The 19,821-nt window shown below is 58.0% G+C and carries 11 protein-coding genes; 9 read left to right on the top strand and 2 right to left on the bottom strand.

Annotation, left to right across the window (positions count from 1 at the left end; translation table 11 throughout):
• The first annotated feature begins 22 nt into the window (after window positions 1-22).
• Window positions 23-3,388, top strand: coding sequence for an amidohydrolase family protein (locus MWU38_RS02915; RefSeq protein ID WP_247270331.1), 3,366 nt, complete (start codon window positions 23-25; stop codon window positions 3,386-3,388).
• Between the two features lie 110 nt (window positions 3,389-3,498).
• Here the strand turns inward: MWU38_RS02915 and MWU38_RS02910 are convergent, their stop codons facing one another.
• Both MWU38_RS02910 and MWU38_RS02905 read right to left on the bottom strand, forming a co-directional pair.
• Complete coding sequence (locus MWU38_RS02910; protein WP_247270330.1) at window positions 3,499-4,560, bottom strand: polysaccharide lyase family 7 protein; 1,062 nt, start codon at window positions 4,558-4,560, stop codon at window positions 3,499-3,501.
• A gap of 166 nt (window positions 4,561-4,726) precedes the next feature.
• Window positions 4,727-7,759, bottom strand: coding sequence for a TonB-dependent receptor (locus MWU38_RS02905; protein WP_247270329.1), 3,033 nt, complete (start codon window positions 7,757-7,759; stop codon window positions 4,727-4,729).
• 375 nt (window positions 7,760-8,134) lie between these two features.
• Between MWU38_RS02905 and MWU38_RS02900 the strand changes: the two genes are divergently transcribed.
• The 8 genes from MWU38_RS02900 to eda all read left to right on the top strand — a co-directional run bounded on the left by MWU38_RS02900 (window position 8,135) and on the right by eda (window position 19,813).
• A complete protein-coding gene (locus tag MWU38_RS02900) occupies window positions 8,135-11,257 on the top strand; it encodes a TonB-dependent receptor (RefSeq protein WP_247270328.1) in 3,123 nt (1,040 codons plus the stop codon).
• A gap of 122 nt (window positions 11,258-11,379) precedes the next feature.
• A complete protein-coding gene (locus tag MWU38_RS02895; protein WP_247270327.1) occupies window positions 11,380-12,120 on the top strand; it encodes a FadR/GntR family transcriptional regulator in 741 nt (246 codons plus the stop codon).
• 105 nt (window positions 12,121-12,225) lie between these two features.
• Entirely contained in the window at window positions 12,226-14,487 is a 2,262-nt protein-coding gene (locus MWU38_RS02890; protein ID WP_247270326.1) for a polysaccharide lyase 6 family protein, read from the top strand.
• A gap of 95 nt (window positions 14,488-14,582) precedes the next feature.
• Window positions 14,583-16,682, top strand: coding sequence for a heparinase II/III family protein (locus tag MWU38_RS02885; protein ID WP_247270325.1), 2,100 nt, complete (start codon window positions 14,583-14,585; stop codon window positions 16,680-16,682).
• A 14-nt stretch (window positions 16,683-16,696) separates the two neighbouring features.
• Window positions 16,697-17,059, top strand: coding sequence for a cupin domain-containing protein (locus MWU38_RS02880; protein WP_247270324.1), 363 nt, complete (start codon window positions 16,697-16,699; stop codon window positions 17,057-17,059).
• Window positions 17,060-17,063: 4 nt separating this feature from the next.
• On the top strand, window positions 17,064-18,371 hold the full coding sequence (locus MWU38_RS02875; RefSeq protein WP_247270323.1) for an MFS transporter: 1,308 nt from the start codon (window positions 17,064-17,066) through the stop codon (window positions 18,369-18,371).
• A 35-nt stretch (window positions 18,372-18,406) separates the two neighbouring features.
• Window positions 18,407-19,159 carry a glucose 1-dehydrogenase gene (locus MWU38_RS02870; protein WP_247270322.1) on the top strand — a complete coding sequence of 251 codons (753 nt, stop codon included), beginning with the start codon at window positions 18,407-18,409 and terminating at the stop codon, window positions 19,157-19,159.
• A 12-nt stretch (window positions 19,160-19,171) separates the two neighbouring features.
• Entirely contained in the window at window positions 19,172-19,813 is a 642-nt protein-coding gene (eda, locus tag MWU38_RS02865) for a bifunctional 4-hydroxy-2-oxoglutarate aldolase/2-dehydro-3-deoxy-phosphogluconate aldolase (protein ID WP_247270321.1), read from the top strand.
• The last annotated feature ends 8 nt before the right edge of the window (window positions 19,814-19,821 follow it).

Genomic DNA, 19,821 nt, shown 5'->3' with positions numbered 1-19,821 from the left:
GCCTGTCAGGGGAGACTTCCATATGCGCCGCTTTACCATTCGCCACTTTGCCGCTGCAATGCTTTCGGGATCCATGCTGGCAAGCGCCAGCGTCGCGCTTGCGCAGGATCAGGAGGGCGAAGAAAAGGCCGAATGGGACGTTCAGGCACCTCAAGGAGCGATCATCCGCGAAGTTCCTATCCAGACCGATGAGGGAACATGGATGGACGTCGATGTGTCGCCCGATGGGAACACCATCGCATTCGCCCTGCTGGGTGATATCTACACCGTGCCGATGACAGGCGGCGCGGCGGCGCGGATTGCGCAAGGTCTGGCGTGGGAAGTGCACCCGCGTTTCTCTCCTGACGGCTCGCGCATCGCCTTCACATCCGACCGCGGCGGCGGTGACAATATCTGGGTGATGAACGCCGACGGTTCCGACAAGCGCCAGGTAACCAAGGAAGAGTTCCGCCTGCTGAACCAGCCGACCTGGTCGCCCGACGGGCGTTTTATCGCGGCCAAGAAGCATTTCACGACGCAGCGTTCACTGGGCACGGGCGAGATCTGGATGTACCATGTCTCGGGCGGAGGCGGCGTCCAGGTGGTCGAGCGGCGCAATGAAGAGCTGCAAAAGGAATTGGGCGAACCGATTTTCGCACCCGATGGCTCGGCGATTTACTACACCCGCAATACGACCGGCGGGAACGCGTTTATCTATGCGCAGGATTCAAACGCGGGCGTTTTCGCAATTGAAAAACACGACCTTGAAAAAGGCGAAGTCACCACCGTTGTCGATGGTTATGGCGGCGCGGTGCGTCCGGCTCCGTCGCCCGATGGCAAGGAAATCGCCTTTGTCAGGCGCGACAAGGACACCTCGCAACTTTGGGTGAAAGATCTTGCGAGCGGGCGCGAGCGGATGATTTACGATGCGCTCGACCTTGATGTGCAGGAAACCTGGGCGGTTACCGGCGTCTATCCCAATATGGATTGGACCCCCGACAGCGACTCGATCGTGTTTTGGGCAGGGGGCAAGCTGAACCGGGTGGACCGCGACGGGGCAAACCATGCGGTAATCCCGTTCAGCGTGAGTGATACGCGCGGCATTGCCGATGCACCCCATCCGGTAATCGAAGTGGCCCCCGACAGGTTCACGACCAGAATGGCCAAATTCGGCACGCTTTCGCCCGATGGAAGCCGCGTCGTGTTTGAAACCCTTGGCAAACTGCACACCAAATCCGCGCGCGGCCGCGATGGCGCGCGCCCGATGACAGGCGACACAAGCGATGCGGTCGAGGCCTATCCCGCGTTCAGCCGTGACGGTTCAAAGCTCGCTTTCGTGCGCTGGACAGATGACGGGCTGGGCGAGATTGTTGTGGCCAACGCAAACGGGTCAAACGCCAAGGTCGTATCGTCCATGCCCGGCCACTATGCGAGCCTTGCATGGTCGCCCGACGGGCGCACAATCGCTTATGAAAAACGGACGGGCGGTTATCTTACCGCGCCCGAGCAATCGGAAAATCCTGGCATCTATCTGCAACCAGTCGGCGGCGGCGATCCTGTCTTTGTCACGCGCGAAGGCTCTACGCCGCAATTTGGTGCATCGAACGACCGCATTTTCATGGTCGGGCGCGAAGGCGACAAGCTTGCGCTGATGTCGTCCGATCTGGAAGGTGACAAGACCCGGACCCACGCGACCGGCAGCCTCGTCAACGACTTTCGCATTGCGCCCGACGGCGCAACAATCGCCTTCCGGCAGAATTATGAAGTGTTTGCCATGCCGGTGATACCGGGTGGCAAGCCGGTCGACGTGAACGAAACCCAGGGACCGGTGCCGATCACCATGGTCTCCAAAGGCGGCGCAGATTTCATGGGCTGGGCGCGCGGGGGCGAAACCTTGTTCTGGTCGATTGGCCCCGACCTCAAGCAAGCGCAGGTCAGCGATTTCTTTGCCTCCAAGCCCAAGGGCGAGAACGAGGGCGAGGGCGAGGGCGAGGAAGAAACGGGGTATGAAACCCCCGGCAGCGCGATCTCCATGGCGGTGACGGTCAACAAGGCGGCGCCTTCGGGCACGGTGGCCATCACGGGGGCAAAGATCCTGACTATGGCGACGGGCCTTGATGCTGACGATGCCGGCGTGATCGAGAACGGCGTTGTCGTCATCGAAGGCGACCGGATCGCGGCCATTGGTGCTGCTGGCGAGGTCACCGTTCCCGCAGGTGCGACGGTTGTCGATGCAAGCGGCAAGGTGGTCATGCCCGGATTTGTCGATGCGCACCACCACGGGCCGCATGGAACGGACGAACTCATTCCGCAGCAGAACTGGAGCCTTATCCAGGACCTGGCGATGGGGACCACGACCACGCACAACCCGTCGAGCGATGCGAGCCTGATCTTTGCCTCGGCCGAGCGGCAGATGGCGGGCAAGCTTTTGGCGCCGCGCATCTTTTCAACCGGAGAGATCGTTTACGGGGCCAAAGCGCTAAGCGTTTATGCGCGGATCGACACATATGAAGAGGCGCTTGCCCATGTTCGCCGGATCAAGGCGCAAGGCGGTATCTCGATCAAGAACTACAACCAGCCGCGGCGCGAACAGCGCCAGATGGTTGCGCGTGCGTCAGCAGAGGAGAATATGCTGGTCGTGGCCGAAGGGGGCTCACTGTTCGGGATGGACATGAACCTCATCGCGGATGGCAATTCGACCATGGAACACAATGTGCCCGGCGATGTCTTCTACGAGGACGTGCTGCAATTCTTTGGCCAGTCCAACACCAATTACACACCCACTCTGGTGGTCACATATGGCGGACTTGCAGGGGACCCTTACTGGCGTCAGGCGATGGATGTGTTCGATCATCCCTTGATGATCCACTCACCACCCAAAGTGCTTTTGGCAAACAACGCGCGCCGCACCAAGGCGCCTGACTGGGCCTTTGTCGATGACAATGCAGCGCGCGAGGCCAAGAAGCTTTCCGATCGCGGGATCAAGGTGTCAATCGGCGCGCATGGTCAACAGCCCGGGCTTGGCGCGCACTGGGAAATCTGGAGCTTTGCGCGTGGCGGTTATAGCGCTGTCGAAGCGCTCAAGACCGCGACAATCTACCCGGCGCAATCGCTGGGCATGGAAAAGGATGTCGGCAGTCTTGAGGTCGGCAAGCTCGCCGATCTTCTGGTTCTCACCGCCGATCCAAGCGCCAATGTGCGCGACAGCGACACAATCGAAAGCGTCATGATCGGCGGGCGGATGTATGACGCCAAAACCATGCGCGAAATCGCCACAGGTGACGGTGGACGCCGCGCCTATTGGTGGGAGAGGGGCATGGGCGGCAACGCGGGCGGCTCCGAACGTGCGACCCATGCCGGTGGCGGTCACAATCACGGTGACGGCGATGGAGACGGCCACTCCTATTAAGGCCGCTGCGCAAGGCTAATCATTCCGCAAACCGTGCCGCTCAGGACAGGTCCCCGATTTACCCCGGGCGCCTGTCCTGCACGCATCACTGTGGCCGAACGGGAAGGGCGCTATTCCGGCGGCGTGGATGGTCCGACCACGAGCCGGGAAAAGCTCGCCTGAGCGTAATTGCCCTTGGCCTTGTCCGTTTCCCAGTCACCCGTGCCCGGACACCCTGAATACCACATCGACGTGCCCGTCCTTGTGCTGCATTGATTGTAGATACCCGCCTTGAAATAGAGGCTGTCCCCGCCATAGGCGTATGGGTTGTCCTTATCATCCGCCCCTCGAACAAGGCTGCGCGTGTGTCGCACGGTGCCAAGGCGTTCGTTGTGAAACGTCAGATACATCGTGTTGCGATGGACATTGATCGTGTAGCTGAAATCCTCGCCCAGCGCGATGCCATCGGCGCCCGGGTCTTCGCCATTGTCCCACGCATAACCGAATACCGGAACGGCCAGATCGCTGCGATCGGGATCATCTTTTGCAAGGTTGCGCTCATAGGTCCAGAAGACCGATCCGGTCTCGTGCTCCGGAAATTTCTTGTAGTAGATCTTGATTGGTTCGTTGCCATAACCGAACCCGCTGCGCGTGCTTTTGTATTTCACCGCGTGGATTTGCCCCACAACCGCTGAATAGGCGGGGCGTTTTGTGGGGTCGCCGGCATTGGTCGACACGTGATCGACGCGCAGCGTTGCCTCCAGCTTGCCGCCAATCGAGGCAAATGTATCAGAGCCCTTGCGCGCTTCGACCGCGAAATTGTTGCCCGGATCATGCGTCCCGATGCGCGAGTTTGTCCCGCGCAACATCTGGCGCAGCTCGCTTCGTGTGTTGGTCGAATTGGCGGTGGTTGGCGCCTTGTTGGGCGCGGCAAAAACCATGCGGCCCTCGTCATCGAGATAGAAGAAATCGGGATGTGCAAAGCCCTGCAGCTCGCTGACGGAGATCTCGTCGGGCTTCTGGTTTCCATCATCGTCCGAGGGCAGGGTGATCTTCCACTGGCTCAGATCGAAGGCCGAACCGGGCACGTCCGCCTCCTCGGTTGCAGCCATGACAGACAAGGGAGCGGCCAGGGCAACAAGGCTGCCGGCAAGGGTCAATCCGCTTATGCAAAGCTTTCTAGAGGCTCTCACTATCATCACTCCTTCAGGGGAAACTTGATTATAATACAGGACGCTAAGCAACACAGCCTGAACGCGGGTCAGGGCGCTCGCGTCATCAAACTGGGGGGATAAGAAAGGGCGCCCCGTCAAAAACGGGACGCCCTCGTTTGGGGTAACAACCCACTTCATGGAGAGATCAGAAGCGAACGGTTGCACCAAAGGTAATGCGGCGATCCGGCAGGCCCTGGAAGCAGAGCAGCGCATCATCGTTCACGCAATATTGGCTGATCTTGGACTTGGTCAGGTTCACACCTTCGACCCCGACCGCGATGTTCTCTGTCACGTCATAGACGATCGAACCGTTCAGCTGGGCACGTGCCGATGTCACAACCGGAAAGCCGAGCGTCGAGTTCAATGATGCCCCAGCCGCCGTGTCGAGCGTGCGGAACGCATCACGCCATGTGTAACGAGCGCGGGCCGAAAGACCGTATTTCTCGTAGTAGAGCGTGACGTTGTATGCGTTTTCCGAGAAGTCGAGCAGGCCCTGGACCGCTTCGACGGGATCGGGAACATTGGGGTTGATTGCCTCGAAGATCGCCTGACCACGACCCGACGATGTCTGAGTTGCCTCACCGCCGCCGAAATCCTGATAGGTGTAGTTGGCGATGACACCAAAGCCTGAGGCAAAGCCCAGAGTGTCTTCGAACTGCGACAGGTCATACTGGAACGAGATCTCGATACCGGTCTGCGTGGTGCTGGCTGCATCGTTGATCGTCGTTTGCAGTGGCACACAAAGACCGTTGCCCGGCTGGTCGGACAGGACATTGCGATCGGGAACCGGGTTGAACACACCGCCTTGTTCACATGGGGCAGTGATGTCGCGGAAACCCGTCACCGGATCTTCGAATGCGTCCTCGACCTGGGTCACGAACAGATTGGTGCGATCCTTGTGGAAGAAGCCGACGCTGAGCAGCGAGCTTGGGGCAAAATACCATTCAAGCGAGGCATCGTAGGATTGCACAGTCTCTGGCGCGAGGTTGGGGTTACCCTGAACCACGGCGTTGTTTGGACCGGTGGGGAAGGTCACCGAAAGCTTCAGATCGTCGAAATCGGGACGGTTGATGTCTTCGGTGTATGACGCGCGCAGGAACAGATCATCGGTCAGCTCTGCGGTGAAGTTCACACGCGGCAGGAACTCGGAATAGCTGCCGTTTGCGATCAGAGGCTGCGCCTGTCCATTGACGATGCCGTTACCGAAGGAATCGATGCTGGTATCGACATAACGGAAACCAATGTTGCCGCTTACCGGACCGCTTTCGAAGTTTGCCTGCGCATAAAGCGCGTGCGTTTCTTCCTCGACACGGAACGAAGCGCCAAGGTTGCTTGCAGCGTTCGGGTCAAGGTCGCTCAACAAACGACCGCCATTGGCGATGGCAGCTTGCCCGCCCGGCGTTGCATCAAGCGCAGCCTGCAAGGCAGCAGCGGTGCCTTCGCGATCAGAGAAGGCAAGGTTCGGATCAATCACAACGAAATTGCGGAACGCCAGTTCGCGGCCATCGAAATCGCCGAAGTTATCGGGGCCTTGAACGATCAATCCAGCAAGGTCCGCACCGCTTGGGCTGTTGTCGATGTTTCCGGTGCTGAATGTCGAGCGCAGCTGGTTAAACTCGCTTGATGCGTCGCTGTAACGATACCCTGCATCAACCGAAGTGATGAAACCAAGCACGCCATCAAGATCGAGCGTGGTGTCGATGCGAAAGGCATTTTCTTTGTTCTTGGTCGTGTTGTTGCTGTGGGTCACAGCGTCGAGCACGGTGTTGTTCGGGTTCAGAAGATCATCAACCGTTGGCGCAAATGGCGAATCGAAGTTGATCCCGAATGTGAGCGCATTGTCACGCAAGTCATAGATGAACGGCACCGGGTTATCGTTGCTGGTTCTATCGAAGATTGCATTCGGGTTGATGAAGTTGAGCGTGGTGCTCAAATTCGGATTTTCCGTATCCGATGAAGACCGCGCAAATTCGACGCGGGTGGTGAAGCGGCCGGTTTCGAACTCTGTGCCCAGACGATAAAGCTCGCTTGTTGTGACGCGCGCGCCTGTATCGGAGGAGAAACGCAAGTTCGGATCGTTGTTATCTTCGGCAATATTTGGCTCGATTACACCAAACAAGGCGGCTTCGATGCTGCCAAGGTCGACACCATCGAGCGAGCCGAAATTGACCGTTTCAAAACCATCGGGGACGTTCACAAGGTCAACCGCGCTCACGCCAGAGGCTTGAATACGTGAAGAATCCTGACGGCGTTCCTGATCGTTGTAGATCATATCAAGGAAGAATGTGAGGCCCGGGTTGGGCGCATATTCAAGCGAACCGGCAAAGTTGATCGTTTCGTATTCGAAATTCTCGCGTTCCTGATTGAGGAACTGGATACCGAGGAACGGGTTTGTCGGCCCCGGCGCGCCTGACGCGGTTACGGCCTGACCACCAAGGATGATGTTGTCACGGTCGACACGCGGGCGGAACGAGGTTGCTTCCTGCTCGGTGTAGCTTGCGCTCAGCACGATGCCGATCTCGCCGTCACCGGCATTCCATACATCGCCAAAGCTGCCTGAAATACGCGGCTTCACGCTTTCGGAAAGCTCGCTGTATTCGCCCTGGATACGGGCCGACAGGATCGTGTCAGTGATGTCGAGTGGGCGGATGGTGCGAAGGTTGATCGTACCACCAACGGACCCTTCGATGGTCGCAGCGGTCGGTGCCTTGATGACCTCAACCGCGCCGATGATCGCAGGGTTGATGTCTTCAAAGCTTATGCCACCACGGCCAGTGCCGGCAGCAACGGTTTTCACGCCGTTGATAAGAACCTGGTTGTCGTTGGTGCCGCGGATCTGGACCCCTGTACCGACGCCTGCGGTACGCGTGATCTGGACGCCGGTCACATTCTCGAGAACTTCGGCAAGGTTTTGATCGGGCAGTTTGCCGATGTCTTCAGCCTGGATGACCTCGATAAGGCTTTCCGCGCTGCGTTTTTCGTTGAGTGCGCTTTGCAGCGAACTGCGGATGCCGGTGACGACGATGGTATCGTCATCTGAATTGGCGACGCTTGCATCGTTGCTGGTGTCTTGTGCGGATGCCATCGCTGGCATGAGGCCTGCGGAACCGGCGAGAAGTCCGGCAATCAGTCGTGTACGCGCAGCCGACAGGCCGGCGCGCCCTTGAAGGTACTTCATTTCACTCTCCCATCACCAAAGTTGCTTGGTTGACGCAGGTAGAGCTACGGCTGATCGACCAAGAGTCAACCAGATTGGCAGTCCTTTAGGCGTATTTCTATCATACCAATCTTAAGCGCCACCTTAAAAAGGCCTGTTTTCTGCGCCTTTCGGGTGCCAAGGGAATTTTGTCGCTGATTGCGATATTTGTGATTTACCCCTTTCTAGTAACATAAATGCACCACTCCGGACTTCTGCGGTCGTCGGCTTTAGGGTCTATCAAAATTGGTAAGGCCAAATATTGCATTTTGGTATGGTTCATAGGTTGACACTTAAAGGGCCAGTCGTATTGTCAGGCGATAACAAGTAACAAGACATACCTTCTGGGAGGGGTACATGGCATTTCGCGTAATTCGTCGCGGTGCGTCCACGCGCATCTCAATTTCTGCAGCTCTGCTTGCCGGCACGGCCTTCATCGCGAGTCCGGCGCTGGCGCAGGATGATCAAGCCGATGAAGAAGTGGCGCAGGTCACCGGTGAGGAGGACGGCGAAATTGTCGTCGATGGTTTCCGGGCTGTCGTCCAAAGCTCCATCAATGAAAAACGCCAGTCAATCGAGGTCTTCGATGCTCTTTCCGCCGACGAGATCGGCGATATCCCCGCGCTGTCCATCGGTGAGGCGCTCGAAACACTGACAGGTGCAGGTTCGCACCGTGAAAATGGCGGCGCGACCGAGATTTCCATTCGCGGCCTTGGTCCATTCCTCAGTTCAACGGTCATCAATGGCCGCGTTGCCACCAACGGCAGCGGCGACCGTTCGGTCAATTTCAGCCAGTTCCCCGCCGAACTTTTCACCAAGATCGGTATCTATAAAACGCAGTCTGCAAGCTACATTGAGGGCGGTGTTGCCGGGCAAATCGTTCTCGAGACGACCCGGCCGGTCGACTATGGCAAGCGCCGCGTTCAGGGCGAGATAAAGGGCGAGTACAACCCCGACAATTACGACATCGATTCCGATCAACGCTTCAACGACCTGGGCTATCGCGGGTCGCTCAGCTATATTGATCAGTTCGATGTGGGTGACGGTGTGTTCGGTATTTCGCTCGGCTACGAGCGGCGCGATTCGAACAATCCCGAACAGGAAGTGCGCGTCTCCAATACGATCCGCGCTTGCGTCGTTGACCCCTCGCTGCCCATTGGTAACAACTCTGATGGTCTCAACGATGACGGAAATTGCGACACCAGCGGCAGCACCATTGCCGGACTTCGCGATGGCAGCGTCAACCTGCCGTTCGTCATCGCCCGCAACAGCTATGCTTTTCGCCAGAACATCACTTCTGACGTGCGCAACGCCTTCTTTGGCGCGGTCCAGTATCAGCCGACCCCTGACATCGATATCAACGCCGACTTCCAGTATTCGAGCCGCGTCAACAAGGAGCAACGCTCGGATCTGAACTTTTCCGAAGGTCGCCGCATCGACGCGCAAGGTGCGCCCAATTCGATTGACGGCTTTGACCTTATCTTCACCGAATCAGGCGCCCTTCGCCAGTTCACCAGCGAGCAGCGCATCGAGGCGGTGAGCGAATATATCGAGCGCGATGAAGAATATTACGGCGGCGGACTGTCGATCGACTTTAGCCCGGCTGACCGTCTGACAATCTCGCTTGATGCGTCGTATTCCCAGACCAAGCGGGTCGAAGAGGCGGTGCAGATCCGCTTCCGTTCCAATGATGAGGAAGATATTTTCGGTAACGAAGATGCCTTTACCGGCGGTCAGGAAAACGACGGCTCCAACCGGCCGGATCGCCCTGAATCGGTCATCCAGATTTTCCAGAATGGCTCGCAGGGTCTGAACTTCATCGTTCGCGACTTTGATGTCACCAATCCCGATCTGTTCAGCGATGCAGGGCGGCTTCGCGCTGACCTTGAACAGGACCGTTTCAACCGCGTGTGGGCGATGCGCGGTGATGCGGCCTATGAGATGGACGGCTTCTTCAACCTGTTGCAGGGCGGCACCCGCTATCAGCAGCTGGTTTACCGCGATGTTCCGGGCGCATCCAACGGCACGAGCCGCTTTGAGCAAACCTATAGCGATGACGCGCTTGCTGTTGCGAACCAGGAATGTCGCACAAGCTTCCCTGAAAGCGGTTTCCTTTCGTCGGTCGCTGGGGACAATGCCCTGGTTACAAACATAGATGCCACGGGCGCTGTCATCGGCACGGCAAACTCCTTTGCCAGCTTCAACGCGCTGTGCGTTGCGCAAGTGCTCGAACGCGAAGACCCTCGCGGTCTGGAATTCGACGAGGACGGCGTGCCGATTTACCCGACCGGCGACTTCGATTCGATCCAGAACACCGATGTGACCGAGCGGACCTGGGCAGGCTACATCCAGGGCGATTTCGACGGCAGCCTTGGCGATATGCCGGTCCGCGGCAATGTCGGTGTGCGGGTGGTCAACACCTCGGTCAGGTCGCGCGCTTTCCGCACCGCACTAAGGCTTGAACTGCTCGATCAGGATGGCGACGGTGAACAGGGCTTTGCCGTAGTTGAAGATCCAAGCCAGCTGCGGATCGTCAACTCCACCGCGTCCTACACAAAATTCCTGCCAAGCTTTAACTTCGTCGCGGATATCCAGCCCGACCTGCTTGGTCGCGTTGCGGTCTATCGCGCCTTGTCGCGTCCCGATCCATCGAGCCTTGGTGATGGCCGGATTATCAACATCAACGCCGATGATGATTTTGCAACGCCTGAAGAAGCGCTTTTGGGCGGCGTCAACAACGTGTCGGCGACCGGCAATCCGGCAACCGATCCGTTGATGTCATGGAACATTGACGCCGGCCTTGAATGGTATCCCAATGACGACACTATTCTCGCATTCAACGCCTATTACAAAAGCTTTGACGGCGGGTTTGAAACGACGGGCATCTTCGAAACCTTCAATATCGGCAGTGATTCCGCCGATTTGCTGGTCTCCTCGATCAACACGACCGACGACACCAGCACGATCTACGGCATTGAAATCACGGCTGCTCACCGGTTGAGCTATCTTCCCGCGCCGCTCGACGGGCTGGGCTTCAAGATCAGCTACAACTATGCCGATTCCGATTTCGAATTCGAAGATGACACGCTTGGCGCGATCACCACCCTGAACGATGATGGCACGAAGAGCACTTCGAACGGGCTGATCCCGCCATCGAACCTGTTCGGTTTCTCCGAGCACGTCCTGTCTGCGCAAGCCTACTACGAGATTGGCAATCTCGAACTTCAGGGCATCTACAAATATCGCAGCGACTACTTCCAGCAATTCGTCTCCACACCGGGGCGCATCCGCTACGTCGACGATGTCGAGGTGTTCGAAGCTCGCATCACCTATTCGTTGAACGACAATCTGCGCTTCTCGCTTGAAGGGCTGAACCTTTTCAACGAGCCGCGCACCGATTTTCGCGGTGCGCCCGATGATCTGGGACAGGTGCTGGTTTACGGCCCGCGCTTCTTTGCAGGGGTGCGCGCCCGCTTCTGACGAGTTGGGACCGCCGTATGCGAGGGCACGCGGCGGTCCATCAGTTTTGACTGGAGCAATGCCCGAAACTATGAGGTTAAATTGGTATAGTATTGATCAAGATTTTTTGCCGGAGTTAGTGCATGAGCAGTAAGCGACTTTTCCAATCGGTGGCCGAGCAAATCTCGGAACTGATTGACGCGGGTGCCTTTCCTCCAGGAACCCGTCTCCCCGGAGAGCGCGAACTTGCTGAACGCCTGAATGTCAGCCGCGTGACCATCCGCGAGGCTGAAATCGCGCTTCAGGCGGTTGGCCGGTTGGAGATCAAGACGGGCTCTGGCGTTTATGTCAGCGAAAAGAAGCCGGAAGTTGCCGCGACTCTGCCGAATGCCAGCGCATTCGAAGTGACTGAGGCGCGCCTTCTGGTCGAGAGCGAAACCGCTGCCTTGGCCGCACATAACATCACCGATGCAGCAATAGAGCGGCTGGGCGAATTGATCGAGCAGATGCGCACCGGCGATGAACAGGCGGCCAATGACGCGGACGAACAATTCCATGCGACAATCGCCGAGGCATCAAACAATGCGGCGATGATCCACACGGTCAATTCGCTGTGGCGCATGCGCGAGGATATCGAAGAGGTGAAGGCGACCTATGAAGCGGTCTGCGTTCACGATGCCGAGACACGGACCGAAGAGCATGAGGCAATCTTCTTTGCACTGCGCGATCGTGACCCCTCGGCCGCGCGCAATGCGATGCGCGAACATTTCCACCGCCTGATCGAGGCGATGCTCGATGCGACCGAGCGTATGGCGATGGAAGAGCTGCAGGCGAAGGCTTCGAAAAGCCGCGAACGCTTCGCCGCAGCATCGAAAATTGCCTAGCCATATTGGTAAGACAAAAACTCCCAAATTAATATGCCAGATTGATTGACACGCAGTCGGTCAGGGCTATAGTTGCCCAAAGAGTTTGGATGAGGGGAGTGCTGTATGCTGACGAGGCTTGGCCTTGTGACCGCTGTCGCGTGTCTTGCGGCGTGCCCGGCCTTGGCCGAGCAGTATCTGGTCCATACTCAGGCTGAGTATTCCGAAATTGCCAGACAGGTTGAGGCGGGCGATGAAATCATCCTTGCCAATGGCGAATGGCGCGATTTCGACCTCGTGATCACCGGGATGGGGCGCGAAGATGCTCCCATCGTTCTCAAAGCGCAGGAACCGGGCCAGGTTATCCTGACCGGCCTTTCAAGCCTGCGGCTTGGCGGTGAATATGTAACCGTAAGCGGGCTCGTCTTTCGCGACGGGTTCAGTCCGCGCGGCGAAGTCGTCTCTTTCCGCGTTTCCAAACACAATCAGGCGAGCCATTCGCGCGTAACGCAGGTCGTCATCGACGGCTTCAGCAAGCCTGACCGGTATGAAAGCGATTACTGGGTCGGCATATACGGCCACGACAACTGGCTCGACCGCAATTTCCTTGCAAACAAGACCAACAAGGGCGTCACCCTTGCTGTGCGCCTCGATACCGAGGAAAGCCGCGAGAACGATCACCGGATCGAATACAATTACTTCGGCCCGCGCGCCGTGCTCGGCTCCAACGGCGGCGAGACGCTGCGCATCGGGACGAGCCACTATTCGATGTTCAATTCGAACACTGTGGTTGCCTACAACGTGTTTGATCGCACCGGCGGCGAGGTGGAAATCATCTCGTCCAAATCGGGCGGCAATGTCTTTCGCGGCAACGTCTTTCGCGCAGCGCGCGGGACTTTGACCTTGCGGCACGGCGACAACAATGTGGTTGAAGGCAATGTCTTCCTAGGTGAGGGCGCCGATTACACCGGCGGCATCCGCGTCATCAATCGCGGCCAGACGGTGAGGGGCAACTACATGGAGGGGCTTCGCGGCGAAGCTTTCTCCAGCGCGCTTGCGATCATGAACGGGGTCCCGAACTCGCCTGTAAACCGCTATGTCGAAGTTGAAGGCGCCCGCATCGAGAATAACACTATTGTTGATAGCCGCAGAGTGGCCTTCAACGTAGGCGCGGATGAAGAGCGTTCGGCTGCGCCAAGCAGTTCGACGTTTAAAAACAATGTGTTAAGCGGTCTTGAGGGGGAGTCCTTCCTTGAGGTCTATGGCGATATCTCCGGAATCGCGATGGCTGGCAACCAAGTCGGCAAAGGCGGCGTTGCGGCTGCACTTGCTGAACTAAACCCGTCATTGCCTGAACTTGTCCGCGGCGAAAATGGCCTTTTGTATCCAGCCGATCCCGAGCTTTCCGGCGTCGGTGCGCCGCGCGATCTCAGGGTTATCGGCCTCGATGAGGTGGGGCCAGGCTGGTATCCAAAGCCCGGGGCTGCGACCGAATTTGGTTCATCGGGCAAGGTGATCGAAGTCGAAGCCGGGCAGGGGGCATTGGCGCAGGCTGTCATGGCGGCTGAGCCGGGCGATGTGCTGAAGCTTGCTGCTGGCGAATATATGGTCGAGCGCACTTTGCCGCTTACGACAACCCTTTCGATCATCGGTGCAGGCGCGGACGAGACGGTTGTCATGTTCGCAAGGCCGTCGCTGGTCGAGCTTCGCGAGGGCGGGAACCTGCGGCTTGCAGGCCTTACGATTGACGGCGCGCGTGCTCCTGATTCTGTTGGCAATTCGGTGATCCGCACCGGGGTTTATCCCATTCAATCGAACCTTCGGGTCGAGCTCGACGAGATCGCTGTGCGCAACCTTGATGTGAACAAGTCTTTCAGCGTCCTGACACTGGGCAAAAGCACGCTTGCCGACCGTGTGTCGATCAAAAACAGCGCGTTCCAGAACATCTCCGGCACTATCGTTTCAGCCGCCGCCGAGACAGAAGATTACGGCCAGTACAACGTCGAATATCTCGACATTTCGAACAATGCCTTTGCCAATGTGGGCGGACCAATCGCCAGCATTTATCGCGGTGGGCGCGATGAAAGCACCTTTGGTCCCAATGTGACCATCACTGGCAATGCGCTGACCAATGTGGGGCTTGCGCCGACCAACGGGACCGGCGGATCGGTCAACCTTCATGGCGTGCAGATCGCAGCGATTGAAGGCAATGCGGTGAGCGGCTCAGCCCCTTTCCGGGTGGTGCACACCGTAGGGACACCGAAAACCCGGATTGCCGACAACACATTTGCGGCAACGGGTGAGTTTATCCTCGAAGAGCTGGTCTTTGATGGTGAACACCGCGCTGTGCTTTCGGGCAATGAATTTGCCGATGGAGGCGACAAATGATGCGCTGCTTAAGTCTCGCTTCCGCTCTCACTTTGGCGGTCACGGCGTCGGCCGGTCTTGCGTCCCCTGCCTTGGCAGCGGACGGGCATGGCGGCATGGCTTCCAAAGCCTCCGATGCCCACGCCCCTCTCTTTGCAAGCGAGATGGAACGCGCGCGCGAGTTTGTAGATGGCATGATGGCAGGCGGCGTCGTTGTGCCTCAACCAAAAGATCCCGGTGGAGGCTACACCCACGAACAGCACAAGCGCAATTTCCGTGCGATCTATCAGGGTGGCCAGCTGTTCGAGATCACCGGCGATGAGCGATACCGCGATTATGTGCGCGATGTGCTGCTCGAATATGCCGATCTCTACCCCACTTTGGGTGAGCATCCGGCAAAGGCAAACCAGTATTCGGGCCGCATCTTCTGGCAGGTTTTGAACGATGCCATGTGGCTGGTCCACGCGGTGCAGGGCTATGGCAATATCCGCGACACCTTGAGCGATGCCGAGCGCCAGAAAATCGACGATCAGGTCTTCCGCCCCGCTGCACATTTCCTGTCGGTGGAATCGGTCGAGACATTTGACCGGATCCACAACCACGCGACCTGGGCGACTGCTGGCGTGGGGATGACAGGCTATCTTCTCGGCGATGAGGACATGGTCGAGCGCGCGCTCTTTGGCTCTGACAAAAGCGGCGAGGCAGGATTTATCCGCCAGACCGAACAGCTTTTCTCGCCCGACGGATATTACACCGAAGGGCCCTATTATCAGCGGTTCGCGCTTCTCCCCTTTCTTGTATTTGGCAATGCCATCGAGAAAAACGATCCCGGACGCGCCATTTTCGAGCACCGCGATGGCATTTTGCTCAAAGCGCTGCGCACCACGATCCAGCTGAGTTATCGCGGGTATTTCTTCCCGTTCAACGATGCGATCCGCGACAAGAGCCTTCGCACAGTCGAGCTTTATGAAGGCATCGCGATCGCCTATGCCCAAACGCGCGATCCGGCATTGTTGTCGGTTGCGGATTTTCAGGGGCGCACGGTCCTCACCCCGGACGGCGCATTGGTCGCACGCGATCTGGCGGCGGGCAAGGCCGAGCCATTCCCGTTCCGTTCATTGCTTCTTACCGACGGGCCCGAAGGCGATCAGGGCGCGGTCGCTGTCCTGCGACAGGGCGAAGCCAACGCCGAAGGCGAACCGGCAACGGTGCTGATCGCCAAGAACAGCTCGCAAGGCATGGGGCACGGCCATTTCGATAAGCTTGCCTGGCAGATGTACGATAACGGCAACGAAATCGTGCGTGACTATGGCGCGGCGCGTTTCCTCAACATCGAGGCAAAGCGCGGCGGGCGCTATCTGCCGGAAAACACATCATGGGCGAAATCTTCAGTCGCGCACAACGCACTTGTGGTCGACGAAACGAGCCACTTTGATGGCAACGGCAAATACGCTGACAAGTACTGGCCGACCCAGACCTATTTCTCGGACGCAGAGGGCCTTCAGGTCTCCAGCGGGATGATCGACAGCGCCTATCCCGGTGTTTCGATGAAGCGCACACTTGTGATGCCTTCGATCCCGGGTTTGGAAGAGCCTCTTGTGATCGACCTTGTGCACGCCTCAAGCGATGCGTCGCACCAATATGATCTGCCGCTTCATTATTCGGGTCATATCATGGAATATGACTTCGAGGCCGAGCGTTTTGTTGAGGGGCGTCCGGTGCTGGGATCGGACAACGGTTATCAGCACATCTGGGTCGATGCGCAAGGCGCTCTTGATGATGGCAAAGGCGCGCTTACGTGGATTCTTGACGGGCAGTTTTACACCTACCGGTTTGCGGCTAACGGCCCGGTAACCGCAATCCTCGGGGAGAGCGGGGCAAACGATCCTGAGTTCAACCTGCGCCGCGAACCGATGATAATCTTGCGGGCCCGGCGCGATGGCGAGGTGGCCTTTGCAAGCCTTGTTGAAACACACGGCAGCTATGATGGCGCAGCCGAGCAAACCCTCGACAGCCGCAGTTTGGTCGCGGACCTTACTCACAAGCGCGTCGGGCAAATGGATATCGTTCAACTGACCCTGAAATCGGGGCAGCGTTACGCGGTAGCAATTTCGTACAATCCTGATCCAGATGCGACGCACAGCGCGCAAATTGATGGCGAGACCATCAGCTGGGACGGATATGCGGGCGTTATCGCGCTGGCGACAGAAGAGTAGTGGGAGAGCCGAGAATGGTAATGGTGAAAGAGGCGCAAAGCCCGCCTTTTGTTGTCGCAAAAGACATGGCCAAAGAAGATTTGGGAGGCGGAATCTCTCGCCAGATCCTTGGTTATGGGCCTGAGATCATGATCGTTCGCGTCTGGTTTGAAAAAGGATCGGTTGGCGACGTCCACTCCCATCCGCACAGCCAGTCGACATATGTTGAAAGCGGCAAGTTCGAGGTATTCATCGACGGCACGAAACAAGTGCTCGAGGCCGGTGACAGCTTCTACATCGCGCCGGATTTCGACCACGGCTCGGTTTGCCTCCAGGCAGGTGTCCTGATCGACACTTTCAGCCCCATGCGCGAAGATTTCTTGGGCATGGAGGGCTAGACCGATGTTAAAAGGCAAAAGAGGTCTTCGCTGGTGGGTCGTCAGCCTTGTCGCGATCGCCACCATCATCAACTACATTGATCGCCAGACGATCAACGTCCTGTGGCCCGAGAATATCGCGCCCGATCTGTTTCCCGAAATGGACGCAGATGGCCACAAATACATTCTCGGCGTTATCAGCACGGTTTTCATTTTCGCTTACGCTGCTGGTCAGGCGATTTTCGGCAAAATTTTCGACTGGGTCGGCACCCGGCTCGGCTTCGTTCTGTCCATCGGTGTCTGGTCCTTGGCCACCGCTGCGCACGCACTTGCGCAAGGGATTTTAAGTTTCAGCCTCTTTCGGGCAATCCTGGGTGTGGCAGAAGCAGGCAACTGGCCCGGCGCGACCAAGGCCAATGCCGAATGGTTCCCGACAAAGGAGCGCGCCCTCGCGCAAGGTATCTTCAACTCCGGCGCAGCAATCGGTGGCATTATCTCGATCCCGCTGATCGGTTACATGGCTGTGTTTCTGGACTGGAAGATCATTTTCGTAATGGTCGGCCTCGTCGGGCTTATCTGGCTTGTGCCGTGGTGGTTCATCGTGAAAGCGCCGCCCCAATCGCACGATTGGTTGAGCGAAGAGGAGCGCGAATACATCCTTACCGGCCAGCGTCCCGAGGATGCAGAGAGCGATCAGGACGACGGGTACAATCCGACAACCGGCTCGCTCTTGAAGCACAAGGAGAGCTGGGGGGTCATCATCGCCTCGGCTGCGATCGACCCGATCTGGTGGCTCTTTATCGTATGGATCCCGACCTATCTGGTCGAGGTTCACAATTTCAACGTGAAGGATATCGCTGCCTCGGGCTGGTTGCCGTTTGTTGGCGCCATGCTCGGTGCGTGGTTCGGCGGCATTCTGGCCCAGAACAGGCTGAAGGCAGGCTGGAGTGTGAATGCGACGCGCAAGCTTACGATCACGCTGGGCTGCCTCATCATGCTGCCGGCGTTGATCGCGCTATCGGCCGCTTCGACGCCGTGGACGGCGCTCTGGCTGATGTTCACCATTCTGTTCGGCTTCCAGACTGCGATCGGCAATGTCCAGACACTGCCCAGCGACCTGTTTGGCAAAGGAACGGTCGGCACGCTGTCGGGGATTTCCGGCATGGCAGCCAAGCTGAGCGCGGCCGCTCTTACTTATCTCGTGCCGATCATGACCGTGGGCGCGAATTACTACTCGGTCTTTGTTCTGGGCGCAGTCCTGGCTTTGACCGCAATCGCAGCAGTTTGGCTGCTTTGCGGCGAGATCAAACCATTAAAACCTAAACGGGCCTGATTGGCTCACCTAAATTCCTTGAAAGGGGAACGAATATGAAATTTGCAGGCAAAGTTGCTGTGGTCACCGGAGGAAGCCGCGATATTGGCCGGGCCGTGTGTGTAAAGCTCGCATCTGAAGGAGCGAGTGTCGTCGTCAACTACAACAGCAATCAGGCTGATGCAGACGAAACTGTCGCAGCCGTCGAAGCAGCGGGCGGAAAAGCCGTAGCGGTCAAGGCCGACGTGACCAAGCCGGCCGATGTCGACGCCTTGATCGCTGCGACGCGCGATGCATTTGGCAATGAGATCCATATCCTCGTCAACAATGCGGGCGGTCTTGTCGCTCGTAAAACGCTCGAAGAGATGGATGAGGAGTTTTTCAACTTTGTCATGCAGCTCAATGCGACCTCGACGTTCCTCGCATGCAAGGCGGCCGTGCCGCTGATGAAAGAGGGCGCTGCAATCGTAAACTTGTCGAGCCTTGCCGGTCGCGATGGCGGCGGCGGCGGCGCGATTGCTTATGCGACGGCGAAGGGCGCTGTGATGACTATGACCCGTGGCCTTGCCAAAGAGCTGGGACCAAAGGGTATCCGCGTCAATGCGCTTGCTCCGGGCATGATCGCAACCACTTTCCATGACAAATTCACGCCCGATGCAGCGCGCGAGAACGTCGCCAATTCTACTCCTCTTCGCCGTCAGGGTAAGGCTGAGGAAACGGCTGATCTGGTTGCCTATCTCGCATCGGATGAAGCGTCTTTCATCACCGGCGCGAATGTGGACATCAACGGCGGCCTCGCCTTCTCATAAGCGACATTTCGAATGAGCAAATCTCTTTCAGAACGGCTCGCCGCCGCGCCCGTCGTCCCGCTCATTGGCGAGGATGATGCAGGGCGGGCGGTGAAAACCGCTGAAGCTTTGGCAGCAGGCGGTCTTAGTGTGATCGAAGTCGTCATGCGCAGCCCTGATGCGCAAAAAGGCATGGAGGCGATCCTCGCCGAGGCGACGGGTGATCTGATCGTCGGGGCAGGCACAGTTCTGACCCTAGATCAGGCAAAATCGGTTCGTGCGAGCGGGGCGCAATTTATCGTGTCGCCCGAGCTCGTCGATGAGATTGCCGAATATTGCCTCGCGGAAAACATCCCGTTTTATCCCGGCACAATGACGGCAGGCGAGGTCCAGCGCGCTTATGCTCTGGGCCTGCGCGAAGTTAAGTTTTTCCCTGCTTCGCTGGCTGGCGGTGTTCCGATGCTCAAGGCCTTTTCGTCGGTGTTCCGCGAAATGCGCTTTATGCCAACCGGCGGCGTATCAGCGGCCAATTTGGCAGAGTTTGTTGCACTGCCGAGCGTGCTTGCCTGCGGCGGCAGCTGGCTCACACCAAAAGAAGCGGTCGCGATTGGCGACTATTCAAAAATCACAACCCTTGCGAGCGAAGCGGTGGCAATCGCTGCCCAAGCTCGCTGACATTCAAC

This window comes from Qipengyuania sp. S6317L1 (assembly GCF_023015615.1).
Classification (GTDB): Bacteria; Pseudomonadota; Alphaproteobacteria; order Sphingomonadales; family Sphingomonadaceae; genus Erythrobacter.
The sequence above is the reverse complement of the archived record's forward strand: the minus strand, read 5'-3'. Positions and strand labels throughout refer to the sequence as shown.